Annotated in this window: 13 protein-coding genes; 6 read left to right on the top strand and 7 right to left on the bottom strand. The window is 68.1% G+C overall.

The features are described from left to right. The first annotated feature begins 150 nt into the window (after positions 1 to 150). Positions 151 to 1377, top strand: coding sequence for a DUF418 domain-containing protein (locus ACIBH2_RS01130; protein ID WP_397112094.1), 1227 nt, complete (start codon positions 151 to 153; stop codon positions 1375 to 1377). Positions 1378 to 1445: 68 nt separating this feature from the next. Here the strand turns inward: ACIBH2_RS01130 and ACIBH2_RS01125 are convergent, their stop codons facing one another. After that, positions 1446 to 2561, bottom strand: coding sequence for a hypothetical protein (locus tag ACIBH2_RS01125; RefSeq protein WP_397112092.1), 1116 nt, complete (start codon positions 2559 to 2561; stop codon positions 1446 to 1448). Positions 2562 to 2617: 56 nt separating this feature from the next. After that, positions 2618 to 3334, bottom strand: coding sequence for a TetR/AcrR family transcriptional regulator (locus ACIBH2_RS01120; RefSeq protein WP_397112090.1), 717 nt, complete (start codon positions 3332 to 3334; stop codon positions 2618 to 2620). A 134-nt stretch (positions 3335 to 3468) separates the two neighbouring features. On the opposite strand from ACIBH2_RS01120, the gene ACIBH2_RS01115 reads away from it, so the two are divergent. Then, a complete protein-coding gene (locus tag ACIBH2_RS01115) occupies positions 3469 to 4368 on the top strand; it encodes a diiron oxygenase (RefSeq protein WP_397112088.1) in 900 nt (299 codons plus the stop codon). Further along, on the top strand, positions 4365 to 6113 hold the full coding sequence (locus tag ACIBH2_RS01110) for a DUF4873 domain-containing protein (RefSeq protein WP_397112086.1): 1749 nt from the start codon (positions 4365 to 4367) through the stop codon (positions 6111 to 6113). The genes ACIBH2_RS01115 and ACIBH2_RS01110 overlap by 4 nt, the downstream gene beginning before the upstream one ends. Before the next feature lie 4 nt (positions 6114 to 6117). Here ACIBH2_RS01110 and ACIBH2_RS01105 read toward each other — a convergent pair whose 3' ends face one another. From ACIBH2_RS01105 to glnA, 5 genes are all read right to left on the bottom strand, one after another. Beyond that, positions 6118 to 6486, bottom strand: coding sequence for an arsenate reductase family protein (locus tag ACIBH2_RS01105; protein WP_397112084.1), 369 nt, complete (start codon positions 6484 to 6486; stop codon positions 6118 to 6120). A gap of 28 nt (positions 6487 to 6514) precedes the next feature. Then, entirely contained in the window at positions 6515 to 9232 is a 2718-nt protein-coding gene (locus tag ACIBH2_RS01100; RefSeq protein ID WP_397112082.1) for a hypothetical protein, read from the bottom strand. Positions 9233 to 9454: 222 nt separating this feature from the next. Continuing rightward, positions 9455 to 9814, bottom strand: coding sequence for a nuclear transport factor 2 family protein (locus ACIBH2_RS01095; protein ID WP_397112080.1), 360 nt, complete (start codon positions 9812 to 9814; stop codon positions 9455 to 9457). A 35-nt stretch (positions 9815 to 9849) separates the two neighbouring features. Beyond that, the gene (locus ACIBH2_RS01090) at positions 9850 to 10389 is read right to left on the bottom strand and encodes an RDD family protein (RefSeq protein ID WP_397112078.1); all 540 of its coding nucleotides are present in this window, start codon (positions 10387 to 10389) and stop codon (positions 9850 to 9852) included. Beyond that, on the bottom strand, positions 10386 to 11921 hold the full coding sequence (gene glnA, locus ACIBH2_RS01085) for a type I glutamate--ammonia ligase (protein ID WP_397112076.1): 1536 nt from the start codon (positions 11919 to 11921) through the stop codon (positions 10386 to 10388). The genes ACIBH2_RS01090 and glnA overlap by 4 nt, the downstream gene beginning before the upstream one ends. 29 nt (positions 11922 to 11950) lie before the next feature. On the opposite strand from glnA, the gene ACIBH2_RS01080 reads away from it, so the two are divergent. The 3 genes from ACIBH2_RS01080 (at position 11951) to ACIBH2_RS01070 (ending at position 15857) form a co-directional block, all read left to right on the top strand. Beyond that, entirely contained in the window at positions 11951 to 12706 is a 756-nt protein-coding gene (locus ACIBH2_RS01080; protein ID WP_397112074.1) for a dienelactone hydrolase family protein, read from the top strand. Between the two features lie 166 nt (positions 12707 to 12872). Next, the gene (locus ACIBH2_RS01075) at positions 12873 to 14666 is read left to right on the top strand and encodes an AMP-dependent synthetase/ligase (RefSeq protein WP_397112072.1); all 1794 of its coding nucleotides are present in this window, start codon (positions 12873 to 12875) and stop codon (positions 14664 to 14666) included. Between the two features lie 15 nt (positions 14667 to 14681). After that, on the top strand, positions 14682 to 15857 hold the full coding sequence (locus tag ACIBH2_RS01070; RefSeq protein WP_397112070.1) for a PucR family transcriptional regulator: 1176 nt from the start codon (positions 14682 to 14684) through the stop codon (positions 15855 to 15857). Positions 15858 to 15945: the final 88 nt, after the last annotated feature.

Below are 15945 nucleotides of genomic sequence, written 5' to 3'. Positions count from 1 at the left end.
GCGACGCGCCACCGAATCGGGCGCGGGTGGGGTGGGTCCGGTGTCGGCGAGGTCACTCTCGGGCGTCTCGGGGGTGCCCGTCTCAGGTCGTAGTCGCGATCATCCCTGTGGGCGACGCGCGATGACAAGGCCGGACGGGAGAATTCCCGCATGCCCGAACCGGTTTCCGATTCGTCCACCCTGTCCCCCTCGCCCGCGAACGACGCCGCCCCCGTGCGGGTTTCGAGCCGTGTCGCCGCGCTGGACGTGCTGCGCGGTATCGCCATCCTCGGCACCCTGGGCACCAACATCTGGATCTTCACCAATGTCGAGGGCCTGCTCGGCTACCTCAACCGCACCGATGAGCCCACCGGGGCCATGCTGTGGGTGGAGCGGGTGCTCCAGCAGCTGGCGCAGGGCAAGTTCCTGGGGCTGCTCACCATCATGTTCGGCATCGGTCTGGCTATTCAGCAGCGATCGGCGGCGCGCGGTGGTCGGCCGTGGCCGGGCAAGTACCCGTGGCGCGCCATGCTGCTGTTCCTCGACGGCCTGTTGCACTTCCTGCTGTTCACCGAGTTCGACGTGCTCATGGGTTACGCGCTGACCGGCCTTGTGGTGGCGTTCGTCCTCGCCACCAGCCCGAAAGCGCAGCGCCGCTGGCTGATCATCACGGCGAACATTCACCTCGCCATGATCTCGCTGCTCGCGTTCGCCCTGCTGGCCGCCGCGCCCTCGGACTCCGACTCCGAGCCGATCGCCTCGGTGGACCCCAATCCCTATGCGGACGGCTCGTTCTGGGATCTGGTGGTGTTCCGCTGGGAGCACCTGGTGTTGTTCCGGCTGGAGGCGATCTTCATCTTCCCCATGTCGGTCGCGCTCTTCCTGATCGGCGCGCGACTGTTCAATGCCGGACTGTTCGCGCCCACCGGCGGGCGAATCCGCAAGCGGCTCATGGTCATCGGCGCGGTCGCGGCACCGATCGATATGGCATTGGGCCTGGTGAACGGCGACATGATCATCATTACCCGCTATGGGGTCGCCCCGTTCGTGGCGCTCGGCATTCTGGGTCTGGTCGCCGAGTTCTACGCCCGCCGTCCGGCGCCGGGTTTCGTGGGCCGCCGCTTCGGCGAGGTCGGCCGAATGGCACTGAGCTGCTACATCCTTCAGAATGTGGTGGCGTCGAGCATCTGCTACGGCTGGGGTCTGGGTCTGGCCGCGCAGGTCTCGCCGAATGCCCGGGTGCCCTTCACCGTCGCGGTCTACATCGTCACCGCCGCGCTGATGCTGGTGTTCGCGCATCTGTGGCTGCGGCGCTTCGAACGTGGTCCGGTGGAGTGGCTGTGGCAGGCCAGCTACCGCGCGCTGGCCGAGCGCAAGCCCGCCTCGGCAACCGGGTAGCGAATGTCATCGCGGCGTTGTCCTGGCCGACTGTCGGGGGCGGTCAGGACAACGGCGGGGCAGCGGGGTCAGAGCCAGTCGATGATCCACGGGTAGGGCCGCTGCCAGTACAGCGGGCCCGCCGGAACCGGCTGGCCCCAGCGCTGTTCGGCCTCCTCGACCGCGCGCAGCGCCTGCGGCGGCGGCGCGTCGTCGTAGATCTCGCGAATGTGGCGTCGCCAGTTGTTGATCATCTGCGGCACCCGCTGGCGATCGCGTTCGTAGGCGAAGTCGACACAGCGGGGCATGAGCGCGTTGACGGCGTCGAGGGCATTGTCGCGTTCGCTCGCCGCGAGCGAGTACAGGTAGGCCTGCACCAGGTCGTAGCCGGTCAGGTCGTGCCGCGAGGTCTGCCCGCTCTCCAGCGCCAGAATGCCGAGCCGGGTGGGCGCGGTCTCGTCGATCCAGATGGCGTGCGCCTCGTGCACCCGATTGTCGAAGATGAGCGACATCATCAGTCCGAGTACGGATTTCGCGGCGATGAGCGGGTCCGGCCGCTTGCTGGCGAGGGCGGCGTCGAGCAGCGCGCGATAGGCGGCGGCCGCGTCGGCGGGGCGGCCGGAGGCCAGTAGTTCGTCGGCGGCCGCGCCCTGGGCGCACTGGTCGGCGGGCGGCTGTTTGGCGCGGCTCGCGGCGGTGGGGCCGCCATCCGGGGCGAACTGGGCGACGGGCGTCTGCCCGTCCTCGGCGAGCATTCGGTGGTATTTGGCCGCGAGGTCGGGCCGGTCGACGCCGGTGAGCAGGGTGGCCGCGGTCTTGGCGGCCATCAGCACCTCTTCCGGGGTGCCGTGCGCGCGCCGCAGGTCCAGGCACCGGTCGGCCATGGCGACCGCGATATCGGCGCGCCCGACCTCGGTGGCGGCCTCGATGCCCATGGAGTAGAGCGTCGCCATGGTTCCGGCCGGAATATCCGCGGGAAACCGTGCCGGGCCGTACTCCAGAATTCGCAGCGCCTGTTCGAAATCCCCTGCGGCGAAGGCGGCTTGGAAGCGGTAGGCGATGATCCAGCCGTAGTCGCGCGGATCCGGCGCGGTGGTGAGCGCGTCGTCGAAGACGGTCAGTCGGACGAGGGCCTCGGCCGCACGACCGGTGCGGAGTAGTTCGTTGGCCTCGTTCATGACGGCGACGAACGCGTTGCGATCCATACCTGTTGTCTCTCCCCGATTGCTGGCGAACCCGAATCCTAACCGCGTCGCCGTATTCAGTTGGCGGGCTGCGGTTCCCCTCGCGTCAGCAGATCCGCGACCAGCGAGTCGCGGGTGAGCGGAACATCGAGGCTGCGGGCATTGCCCTCCATGAGGGCGAGCACGGATTCGGCGAGAATGCCCTCCACCTGTTCGGAGGTCAGGGTCGAGGCGGGGTCGGCGCGCCAGCTGTTCACCAGGCCGTCGACGAAGCCGATGATGCCGAAAGCCATGGGGCGGGCCCGATTCGCGTCGATGCCGAAGCGCGTCAGCGTGCCCGCGAACAGCACGGCGAGCTGTCCGCCGATGCGGTCGCGCGCACCCGCCAGGGCCTGGGAGGATTCGGCCTGCGGATCGGCGGCGATGAGGAAGCGATGCAGATTCGGATGGCGCTCCACCCATCCCACGTAGGTGCCGACCGCGCCGCGGACGGCATCGCGCACGGTGCCGTCGGGGCGCAGGCGTGGAAGCAGTTCGGCCAGCAGGGATTCCAGTATGTGGCGGCGAATCTGTTCGTCGAGGTCGGCGCGGCCGTCGAAGTGGCGGTACACCACCGGGCGCGGGACGCGCAGCCGGTCGGCGATCTGCTGGACGGAGATCTCGGTGCCGTTCTCCTCGATGACGGCGAGGGCGGCGTCGAGCATATCGGCGCGGCGGCGCGCCTTGTGGCCGTTCCAGCGGGTGCTGCGGCCATCCGCCGCGCGGGGGCTCGCATTCGTGCTGGTCTCGGTCACCAGCCCACCTTAGCGCGATGCCGTGGCGGCCGAATCGACCCGTCTCACCAGGGCGACCCCATTGACTGATACACCTTGTCACACTAATCTGGGGGCACGGCTTGTATCGCATACTTCGAGGTCGGAGAGCTGTCATGGGCAACGAAGCCACACTTCTCCCGCAAGAATCCTTCGCGCACCGGCTCCTGGTCGGGTCGGCGAAGAAGTCCTACGACCCGGTGGTGGACCTGGATTGGGACGCGCCACTGGATCCCGAGAAACTGTTCCTGCCGCCCGAGGTGGTCTCGCTGTACGGCACCGCGCTGTGGGAGTCCATGACTGCCGCGCAGCGACGGGAGCTGTCGCGCCAGGAGTTGGCCAATGTGCTGTCGGTGGGGATCTGGTTCGAGAATCTGCTCAACCGGCTGCTGCTGCGCGAGCTCATGAACGGCGATCCCACCTCGCGCCACGCCCACTACACGCTCACCGAGATGGGTGACGAGTGTCGGCACATGATGATGTTCGGCAAGGTCATCGACCGCATCGAGGCGCGGCCGTATTGGCCGAATGCCGGTGGGCGGCTGCTGATCTCGAGCCTGCAGCTGTTTCTGCGCGGCTCGATGGTGTGGGTGGGCGCGCTGGTCGGCGAGGAGATCTTCGACGCCGTGCAGCGGCGCACCCTCGACGATCCGCAGTTGCAGCCGCTGGTGGCGCGGGCCATGCGGATTCACGTCACCGAGGAGGCGCGCCACATCGGGTTCGCCCGCGACGCGTTGGCGCGGCGGGTGGGGACGATGTCGAAATCCGAACTGGCGTATACCCGTTTGTGTGTGGCGGTGGCCGCTCCGCTGTTCGTGTACCTGCTCACCAACCGACACATGTACGACCGCGCGGGGCTCGATGGGCGTGCCGCACGGCGGGTGGCGCGCGAGAATCCCTATGCCAAACAGACGTTGGGCGCTGGCGCGGCGAATCTCGCGGCGTTCCTGGACAAGCAGGGGCTCATCGGCCCGGTCGGCAAGTGGATCTGGCGGCGTCGGGGGCTGATGGCATGAGCACCGAACCCGACATCGTCATTGTCGGTGCGGGTTTCGGTGGGATCGGCACCGCCATCGAACTGCTGCGCGCCGGAATCGACGACTTCGTCATGTTGGAGAAGTCCGCCGAGGTCGGTGGAACCTGGTGGGAGAACACCTATCCCGGGTGCGGATGCGATGTCATGTCGCTGCTGTACTCGTTCTCGTACGAGCCCAATCGGGACTGGACGCGGTTGTTCGCGCGCCAGGAGGAGATTCTGGACTACCTGAAGCGCACCGTGGACACCTACGGGCTGCGGGAGCGGCTGCGGTTGCGGACCGAGGTCACGGCGCTGGACTTCGACGACGACGCCGACCGGTGGGAGGTGCGCACCGCCGCGGGCGAGCGGTACCGGCCGCGGACGGTGATATTGGCGGCCGGACCTTTGCACGTGCCGTCCATTCCGGAGTTTCCCGGCCGAGAGACGTTCGGCGGCACCAGCTTCCATTCGGCACAGTGGGACCACTCGCTCGATCCGGCAGGTAAGCGGATCGCGGTCATCGGCACCGGGGCGAGCGCGGTGCAGTTCGTTCCGGAGCTCGCGCGTGAGGCCGCGCGGGTGAGCGTCTTCCAGCGCACGCCGCACTGGGTGATCCCCAAACCCGATCGGCCGTTGGCGGCCTGGGAGCGGCGGATGTTTCGCAGGGTGCCCGGGGCGCAGCGGCTGTACCGGTGGGCCATCTACTGGACCTACGAATCGTCGATCGTGGCGTTCATGAACCCGAACATCATGCGGCGCTTCGAATTTCTGGCACGCGGGCATCTACGTCGACAGGTGCGCGATCCGGAGCTGCGGCGCAAGCTCACGCCGGACTACCGGTTGGGATGCAAGCGGGTGCTGGTGTCCGACGACTACTATCCGACGCTGCAACGCGACAATGTCGAACTGGTCACCGAGGCCATCGACCACCTCTCCCCCACCGGCATCACCACCGTCGACGGCGTGGACCGGGAATTCGACGCGATCGTCTACGGGACCGGGTTCAAGATCGCGGATCGGTTCTCCGACCAGCACCTTGTCGGCGCGAACGGCCGTGCGCTCCAGGATATTTGGCGGAACGGAACGGAGGCTTTCCTCGGCGTCGCCGTGCACGGGCTGCCGAATCTGTTCGTCATCATGGGGCCGAATTCCGGGGGCGGCAATCAATCGATCGTCTTCATGATCGAGGCACAGGCCCGCTACATCCGGCAGTGCCTGGAGTTGATGCGCCGGACCGGAAGTACTCGGATGGAGGTGCGGGCGGGGACGCAGCATGAGTTCAATCGGCGGGTGCACGCGAAACTCGCTGGGAGCGTGTGGAATTCGGGCGGGTGCGACAGCTGGTATCTCGATGAGCACGGCATCAACCGGGCGGCGTGGCCGGGGTCGAGCGTGTCCTACTGGCGGACGCTGCGACACCCCGACCCGGGGCACTTCGACCTGACCGTCGCGGCCGATCGCGAACCGGCGCACGACTATTCGGGTCCGGCGGTACTCGACGCGCCCGGCGCGGAGGTGCAGGTCCAGGTGACGCTGAGCGGGCATCCGGATCCCATCGACGGGCGATACCACTGGTATGGGCGGGTCGCCGCGGCCACTGGCGAGGAGTTGCCCGATCCGGGTCGCTCACAGGTCTTTCTGACGCTGCCCGGGCGAGGTCCGGCGGCCGCGCGGCTCGAGGAGCGCGATCCGTGGGGCAATCTTCGGATCGCCGGGGTCGGGCGGCCGCCGTTCGAGGCGTAATGCCTCAACGCAGCGCGTCGAGGGATTCCTCGTCGCGGGCGAGATAGGCGCGGCCGTCCGCGGTGAGCACGATCGGGCGTTGAATCAGCTTGGGGTGCTCGGCGAGAGCGGTGATCCAGCGGTCGCGGTCGTCGGGCGTCCTCCCCCAGCCGGAGACGCCGAGTTCCTTGGCCTCGGCCTCCGCGGTGCGGGTGATCTGCCAGGGCTCGAGACCGAGCTTGGTCAGCACGGCCCGGATCTCCGCGGCGCTGGGCGGATTGTCGAGATAGCGGCGCTCGGTGTACTCCGCGCCGGACTCGTCGAGCACGGCCTTGGCGGCGCGGCTCTTCGAACATTTCGGATTGTGCCAAATCTCGGTCTGCTCGGATGCCATGAGCGCAGCCTAACCGGCGCGCCCGCGCTCACAGCCAGTCGACCACCCAGGGGTACGGGCGCATCCAGTACAGCGGGCCGGGCGGGATGGGGCGACCCCAGCGCTGTTCGGCATTGTGCAGGGCGGCCAAAGCCGGTGGGGGCGGGGTGCCTTCGAAGATCTCGTGAATGTGCTGCCGCCACGTGTTGAGGATGGGCGCGACGGTGTCGGGGTCCTGGGCGAAGGCGTAGTCGACGCAGCGGGACATGAGGGTGTCGACCGATTGCGCGGCGGTGACCGGGTCGCCGCCCGCGAGGGCGTGCAGGAACGCTTCGACCAGGGAGTAGGCGATGGCGTCGTGGACGGAGGTCTGACCGTTCTCCAGTCCCCAGATGCCGAGGAAGGTCGCGGCGTTCTCGTCGGTCCACACGGCGTGCGCCTCCGCGGCGCGGTCGTCGAAGATGAGCGCGGTGAGCAGACCGAGCACCGACTTCGCCATGATCAGCGGATCGGGCGAACCGGTCTCCACGGCCTCGTCGATGAGCGCCCGAAAGGCCGCCGCCGCCACACCGGCTCGGCCCGCGGCCAACAACGCGTCCGCGGTCTCCCCGCCCGCGACCTGGTCCGCGGGCGGCTGCTTCGAATCCGCCGCGTCGTACGCCGAGGCGAGCGGTTCGGCGGGTCGCGCTGGTAGCGGCGGAATCTCGGCCGCACTGCCGGGCGCGGGCGGTGTCACCGGAAAGTCCATCGGCGACGAGCCGGGCGCGACGGACGACAGATCCAGGTACATCGTCGCGGGATCGCCCGCCCGCGGCTGCTCCGCGGGCCCCTCGGACCGCTGCGGCAATCCACTGAACGGAATATCGGGCTCCGCCGTCGCACCGAACCCGGAATTGCCCTCCCCCAACGGGAACCGATCCACCGGCGGCGGCAACTCCGCCGAGAAGTCACCGAAAGCGACCTCTCCCGCACTCCCCCCGAAGCCCGAATCCGGTTCCTCGCCGAAAGCCACCTCATGATTCAACGGCTGCAACTGCCCGAACGGCGGCAACTCCCCCACCGGCGGCACCTGCCCCCGAGCCGACAACGGCTTCCGCGCCGCCCGCTCCCCACCCGCCGCAGCCTGCCGCCGAGGTAGCTCCGTCGCATAGGTAGCTTCCGCGCCCCGCCGCGAGTCGGTACCGCCTGGCACCGGTCCGCCCGGTGAAGATTCCGCTCCGCCACCCCACAACGGATCCTCCCCACGCGTGGGGAGCCCGCCGAACGGCGACCCCGACCTGCGAGGTAGGTCGTCGCCGACAGATCGTTCCCCGTCTCGCCACCCATCCGGACCGGCCGGAACCGGTCCGCTCGGCGAGTGTTCCGGTCCGCCACCTTGTTCCGAACCGAACGGCGACGCCATACCGCCCGTAGGATCCGGGCCGAAGGGCGACGCGCCCAGCGATGGATCCTCCCCACGCGTGGGGAGTCCGCCGAACGGCGACCCCGACCTGCTGGGTAGGTCGTCGCCGAAGGGTCGCTCCGCGCCCCGCCGCACATCCGGAATCTGTCCGCTCTCCAAGGCTTCCAACCCACCACCCGGTTCCGGACCGACCGGCGACGCCATACCGCCCGTGGGGTCCGGACCGAAGGGCGACGCACCGAGCGATGGATCCTCCCCAGGCGTGGGAAGTCCACCGAACGGCGAGGCCGATCTCTGCGGTAGGTCCGCACCGAAGGGCTCGTCGCCCCGTCGCTGTTCAGGACCGGTCGGAATTGGTGCGCTCAGTGCGGGTTCCGGTCCGCCGCCGATTTCCGGGCCGAAAGGCGAGCGCTCGTCCTGCCTGGGCGGCAATGGGCCCGCACCGATGAGTGGTCCTCCGTCGCGCGTCGACTGCGCGCCCCGAGGTGACCACTCGCCGCGCGAGGAGTCCTGTCCACGTGGGGCGTCCGGGCCGAAGGGTGACAGGTCGCCGAGGGGGTCTTGGGTTCCGAGCGGGTCCTGCGGGAAGCCCGACGCGCCTGAAGGTCCGGTCGGGTCCTGTTCGCGGGGCTGTTCTTTCGCGCGGCGGCGGCCCGAGCGCGGGCTTTCCTCGGGTGGGGGCGGCGCGTCCCCTGTGGGCAGCGCGCCCGTCAGGCGGTCGCGGATGGTGGTGGAGCTGTCGAGGTATTCACGCGCCTCGCGGGCGAATTCGTTGTCGACGGTGGCGAGCCAGTCGCGGCCCGACCAGAGGATGTCGAAGATATCGCCGCCCACCTGGTGTTCGACGGCGGCGCAGAGGGCGTAGTAGCCGTAGGCGCGGTAGTCGTCGAAGCCGTCGCCCTCGCGGACCAGCAGGACCGCGTAGGGGGTCGCGAGGTCGTGGCGCTCGATATCGCCGAGCAGGGTGCAGGCGGTCATGGCCGCCATGAGCACTTCGTTCGGCGCACCCAGTTGGCGGCGGATGGTGATGCATTTGTCGGCCATGCTCACCGCCGAATCCGCCTGCCCGAGTTGGGTGGCGGCCTCGACGGCCATGGAGTACATGGTGGCCATGCTCCCGGCGGGGATATCGGCGGCGAAGCGAGCCGGACCTTGGTCGGCGATGTGCAGGGCCTGGGCGAAATCCCCGGCGGCGAAGGCGGCGCGGAAGCGGTAGGAGACGATCCAGCCGTAGTCCTGCGGGTCGGGCTGATCCAGTAGCGCGTCGTCGAAGGCCGTGAGTCGCGACAGTGCCGCCACCGCCTCACCCTGCTCCAACAGCTCGCTCGCCTCGTTCATCACTGCGACGAACGCGTCTCGATCCATGATCGCCTTCCCGAAAAGTCCGAATCTGGGATCGTATGGCGGGAGCGCGGACCGGCGCTGGCGGTGAGGGAAATGCCACAGTTCCAATACGTTTGGTATGACTGCGACCGTCACCGCCTGCGCCGGAACCGAACTCGCTCCCCCACATGAACCCAGTATCCGTCCTACCACCGACAGATTTGGAAGGCGAGCCCACAGTGGTGATGGCGGACCAGAATCCCGCTAGGCGGGCACCTTGTCAAGGAACCCCAGCACCCGCGCGATCCGCCCGTCGGCGAGCGCGAGCACATCGAATCCCACCACCATCGGCTCCTCGGCCCCCGGCGCACCGAGATACCAAGTGAACCGCGCGATGTCGTGATGCCCGTCCACCGGCCCGAGGCTGAACTCCAGCCCCGCGAACTGCTGCTGCGCCCCCGCCACCATGGCGTCGATCGCCTCGGTTCCCTCGACGTGCACCAGCGGATCGGTGAATACCACATCCGCCGTGTACAACTCGTCGATCACGGCCTTGCGCTTCCCGGCGTCCTGCTCGTTCCAGGAGTCGATGTAGCGCTGTGCAATGTTCTCGTATTCGCTCATGTCCCAAGCTTCTTCGACCCGCGATACGAAGTCGATTACGCGCGAGGTAAAGCCGCGGCCGTCACCGCGGCCCGCGCCGGGACGCGAACGACTCGACTCCCCGCGGCCAGATCGTGCAGCGTCCGCCGTTCCCAGACCGGCAAGATCGCGATCGTCACGCTGAGCAGAGCCAACTCCCCGGTGAGATAGGCGGCCATGCCCAGCAGTCCCGACTCCGGGAACAGGGCCGCCAGCACCAGCAGGGCCAGCGGCAGATGGATCATCGACGCGCGGAGCAGGGCGCGCGACGGCGGCAGCCGTGCGAGCGTCGGATCGAGCGGTATGACGCGCAGGCCGAAGAGCCACTTGCCGAGAGACCGCCCGGCACAGCGCACCGTGAGGAAGGTCTCCACCGCGACGTACAGGGCGAAGCAACTCAGCGTCGCGACCACCCACACGCCGTCGCTCGCCGGGGCGGGGCTGAGCAGGGCCGCACCCGGTATCACGAGCGTATACACCGCCAGGTCGACGAGCCGGGCGGCCAACCGGCGCGGGAAGGGCGCTGGCGGGTCACGTGGTTGCTTTCGTCGGCTCATACGTCGAAATACAGTTCGAATTCGTAGGGGTGGGGCCGGACATTGATCTCGGCGATCTCGGTGTAGCGCTTGAGGCGAATCCAGGTGTCGATGAGATCTTCGGTGAAAACGCCGCCCTGGGTGAGGTATTCGTGGTCGCTCTCGAGGCGGTCGATGACGGCGTCGAGGCTGGCGGGAGTTTGCACGACCTCGGCGGATTCCTCGGGGGTGAGTTCGTAGAGATCCTTGTCGATGGGAATGGCGGGCTCGATCTTGTTGGTTATGCCGTCGAGTCCGGCCATCATCATGGCGGCGAAGGAGAGATAGGGGTTGCCGGAGGAGTCGGGACAGCGGAATTCGAGACGTTTGGCATTGGCATTGGCGCCGGTCACCGGAATGCGCACGGCGGCAGAGCGATTGCGCTGCGAATACACCAGGTTCACCGGTGCCTCGAAGCCGGGAACCAGGCGTTTGTAGGAGTTCACGGTCGGATTGGTGAAGGCGAGCAGGGAGGGCGCGTGGTGCAGCAGGCCGCCTATGTAATGGCGCGCCAGATCCGACAGTCCGGCGTAGCCGGATTCGTCGTAGAACAGCGGCGAGCCGTCCTTCCACAGCGATTGGTGCACGTGCATACCGGAACCGTTGTCGCCGAACAGCGGTTTGGGCATGAAGGTCACCGTCTTGCCGTGCGCCCACGCCGTGTTCTTGATGATGTACTTGTAGAGCTGCAGATCATCGGCGGCGGCGAGCAGGGTGTTGAATTTGTAATTGATCTCGGCCTGCCCGGCGGTGCCGACCTCGTGATGACCCTTCTCCAATTCGAATCCGGCCTGCTGCAGATGGGTGCACATGCGATCGCGCACATCGACATCGTGGTCATAGGGCGCGACCGGGAAGTAGCCGCCCTTGGGCCGCACCTTGTACCCACGGTTGGGGGTGCCGTCCGGATTGCGCTTGGCCCCGGTGTTCCACGACGCCGACTCCGAATCCACTTCGTAGAAGGCGCTGTTCATGGTGGTGTCGTAGCGCACCGAAGCGAAGATGTAGAACTCCGCCTCGGGCCCGAAGTACGCGGTGTCGGCAATGGCGGTGCTGCGCAGATACTCCTCCGCCTTGCGCGCCACATTGCGCGGATCGCGGCTGTAGGCCTCACGGGTGTGCGGATCGTGGACGAAACAGTTGATGTTCAAGGTCTTCGCGGCCCGGAACGCGTCCAGCCGCGCCGTGCGCAGATCCGGCAGCAACAACATGTCGGATTCGTGAATGGCCTGGAATCCGCGCACGGACGAACCGTCGAAGGCCACGCCGTCCTCGACCAGGTCTTCGCCGAACATGGCGGCCGGAATGGAGAAGTGTTGCTGCACACCGGGTACGTCGCAGAACCGTATATCGACGTATTCGACATTCTCGGCGGCTATGAAGTCCAGAATTCCGCTGGTCGTGGGAGTGATCACCGCTGGCTCCTCGGTCTCGGCGCGGCACCCGTGCAACTTTCCACGATACGACTCCACGATCGGCTGTGGACAGCGAATCCGATTGTGTACCAAGATCATTCGAAAACATCCGAGGAAGCGAAGGCACCATGACGATCGAGGCGATCCAGATCCCCACCGGCGACGGCACGGCCGACGGCTTCCTCGCCAGTCCCGATGCGGGCGGCGACCATCCGGGCGTGCTGCTCTACGCCGACGCGATCGGCCTGCGTCCGGTGATCGAGCGGATGGCCGACCAGCTCGCCAACGCGGGCTACCACGTGCTCGCGCCGAATCCCTTCTACCGCAACGGCCCCGCCGTACCCCTCGAGGTTCCGAACCTGATGGTGGCCCGCGATCGCGAAGCCCTGTTCGCGCGGCTGCGCCCCCGACTGGCGGAGGTCACCGTGCCGCGCCTGATCGCCGACGCCACCGCCTACCTCGACTTCCTGGCCACCCGGCCAGACGTCACCCCGGGTCCGATCGGCGTGGTCGGCTACTGCGTCGGCGGGGTGTACGGCCTGCGCACGGCCACCGCGTTTCCCGATCGGGTCGCCGCCCTGGCCGCTTTCCACCCCGGCGCGCTGGTCACCGACTCCCCCGACAGTCCGCACCGGCGCGCCGACGGTCTGGCCGCCGCCTGCCATTTCGCCATCCCCACCCACGACGAGGCCATGACGCCGGAGGCCGTGCGGGAACTCGTCGAGGCGTTGACGACCGCCGGGGCGCGTTTCAGCGTCGAGTTCTACCCCGACACCGTGCACGGTTTCACCATGGCCGACACCTCGGTCTTCAGCCCCTCCGGCCTGGACCGGCACTGGGACCGTCTCCTCGCGTTGTTCTCGAACAACCTCGGAACACCCTGACGCGCCGCCGTCCGGCGACCGAGGGACTCGGATTTGGGCACTGTGCACAAATCGGCGCTCCCCTTGCTGCCCGGTTGGCGGTACCGCGGCCACGCCGCATGGGGTGTCCTGGAACACACCATCGGGACGTCCGCGTTCCCGACCAGTCGTGAGCCAGAGGTAGGTCGTGAGTTCATCGTCGGTGTCGCCGCGCACCCTGTGTGAGGCGTTCCAGTCCATTGTCGCCAGCTATCCGGAGGCGGTGGCGCTGCGAACCCTCGGGGGCGGGGTGTCGATCACCTGGCGCGAGTACGGCCAGCGCGTGCGCGCCATCGCCTCCGGCCTGGCGGCGCTGGGGATCGAGCGCGGCGACACGGTGGCGCTCATGATGACCAACCGGCCCGAGTTCCATCTGGTGGACACCGCGATCCTGCACACCGGGGCGACGCCGTTCTCGGTGTACAACACCAATCCGGTGGATCTGCTCGTCTACCAGTTCACCAATGCCGGGAACAAGGCGGTGATCTGCGAGAAGCAGTTCGCGCCCAGGATCCTGGAGGCCGTGGAAAAGGCCGCCGCGCAAGGGGTTCGGGTCGAGCACGTGATCTGCGTGGACGGCGCGGTGGACGGCACGCTCACCCTGGAGACCGTCGAATCGACGCCGTCGGAGAGCTTCGATTTCGAGGCGTCGTGGCGGGCGGTGAACCCGGAGGACCTGCTGACCATCGTCTACACCTCCGGCACCACCGGCCCACCGAAGGGTGTGGAGCTCACGCACACCAATTTCATCGAGAACGTCCGCATCATCGACGAATTCGGCGGCGGCTCCCCCGAGGACCGGGTGGTGTCGTACCTGCCCGACGCCCATGCCGCCAACCGCTGGTTCGCGCACTACCTGTCGCTGCTCACCGGCGGCCAGATCACCACGGTGCCCGATCTCAAGCAGGTCGCCGAGGCCCTCACCGAGGTGCACCCGTCGGTGTTCCTCGGCGTCCCGCGCGTCTGGGTGAAGGTGAAAGCCGCTCTGGAGGAACGCTTCTCGAACGAATCGCGGCCCAAGCGCCTGCTCATCGAGTGGGCCGTGCGCACCGGCCGGGCCCGCGCCCGCGCCATCTCCGACGGCCGCGCCCCCAATGCCCTCGACACCTTGCAGTACCGCCTGGCGGACCGCCTGGTGCTCTCGACACTGCGAGAACGCCTGGGCCTGGACAAGGTTCGCGTCGCCGTCACCGGCTCGGCCCCCATCCCACCCGATACCCACGAGTTCTTCCTCGGTCTCGGCCTGCCCTTGTGCGAGGGCTACGGCATGACCGAATGCACCGCTGGCGCAACGGTTTCCCGCCCCGAACGCATCAAGATCGGCACTGTCGGCACGCCGCTGCCCGGCGCCGAGGTGCGCATCGCCGAGGACGGCGAGGTGCTGGTGCGCGGCAAGAACGTCATGCGCGGCTACCGCAAGGACCCCGACAAGACCGCCGAGACCGTCGACGCCGACGGCTGGCTGCACACCGGCGATATCGGCACCTTCGACGGCGACGGACACCTGCGCATCGTCGACCGCAAGAAGGAGCTCATCATCAGCGCGGCGGGCAAGAACATGTCGCCGAGCAATATCGAGAACACCATCACCGAGAACTGTCCGCTCGCGGGCACGGTGGCGGTGATCGGCGACGCGCGGCACTACAACACCGCGCTCATCTGCTTGGACCCGGATCTGGCGGCCAGCTTCGCCGAACGCCATCAGCTACCGGACCGGTCCATCGCGGCCCTCGCCGCCGACCCGACCGTGCTGAAGGCCATCCAGGACGGCGTGGACGCCGCGAACGAGAAGCTCTCCCGCGTCGAGCAGATCAAGCGCTTCGCGGTGCTGCCGGATGTGTGGACACCGGGCAGCGACTGCCTCACCGCCACCGGAAAACTACGCCGCAAACCAATAGCAACTCAGTACGCAGCTACCATCGAGTCGCTGTATACGACGTAAAGGCGGAGGGGACCTATGCACCCGCTGACCCGGGACCGGGCGCTGGAAGAGATGTATCGGCGCGCGGCCGCGTTCCGGGACGAGACCACCGCGGCCATGCCGCCGTATACGAAACTGCCCGCTCCGCTGGTGGTCGACGGGCTCGAGCGCGGTGCCAAGCTCAATATCGACCTGTTCTTCGATTTCCTGCGCTCGGGCCGCACCCCCTCCGAGGCCGACACCCGCGAGGTGGTGGAGATCGCAGTGGGGCGGGTGCGCGACGGCGAACCCCTCGAAGAGGTCCTCGACCGCTACCGCATCGGCGCGGAATTCATCTTCGGGCGGGTGCGCGCGGCCGCCTCCGACCACGAGCGCGAACTGCTCATCGATGCCGCGCTGCCGCTGCTGCACTACATCACCCTGGTCACCGGCCGTATCGCCAACGCCTGCGTGCAACGTGTCAGCGATCCACGCTGGGAGCTGTTGGAGCGGCGGCGCGCCATTGCCGACGCGCTGCTCACCGGCAGCGATCCCATCGAATGGGCGGACGAACCGGCCATCGCGGTACCGGATTCCTTCCTCATCGGTGTCTTCCGGCTCGGCGCGGCCCGCGCCGCCGACACCGGGGAGCTCCGGCATCGCATCGAGGCGATTCCGGGCGTGTTCCTGCGCCTCGACAGCGGCGGGTGGACGGCGCTGCTGCCGTTGCAGCCCGGTGATGACGGTGATGCCACCGCCGCGGCGCTCGCCACCCGGCTGCCGAGCCGTCCGGCGGGCCAGCCCACCCCGTTCTGGGTGGGCGTCTCCACCGCCGCCACCCGCGCCGACATTCCGGCCCGCGCCGCCGAGGCCCGCGCGCTCGCCGAACTCGGCCGCTGTCTGGCGCGCCCCGAGACCCTGTGTCGCCGTGCGGATTTGATGTTCGAGTACACCATCGCGGCCAGTGGTCCGGCGCGTCCGGGCTTGGCGGCGGTGCTCGCGCCGCTGGATGCGCAGCCGCTGCTCGCCGAAACCCTCGAGGTGTTCGTGGACAGCGGCTTCAACCAGTTGGCGACCGCGCGCATGCTCAATATCCACCGCAATACGGTCACCTATCGGCTGGCGCGCGTGCACGAACTCACCGGGCTCGATCCGCACCGGCCGACCGATGCCATGACCCTCTCGGCGGCGCGGATCGCGCGGCGGCTGGAATCGGCGTCCTTCATGCCGTGAACGGTTAGGGCCATCTGCACAACGACCGCCGATGCCGTCTTGGTAATTGCCGGTATCGCACGGCACCGTCTGTGCGGTGTGCTGAATT

The sequence above is a fragment of the Nocardia sp. NPDC050406 genome (genome assembly GCF_044459025.1).
Classification (GTDB): domain Bacteria; phylum Actinomycetota; class Actinomycetes; order Mycobacteriales; family Mycobacteriaceae; genus Nocardia.
This window is presented reverse-complemented; position numbering and strand designations above follow the sequence as displayed.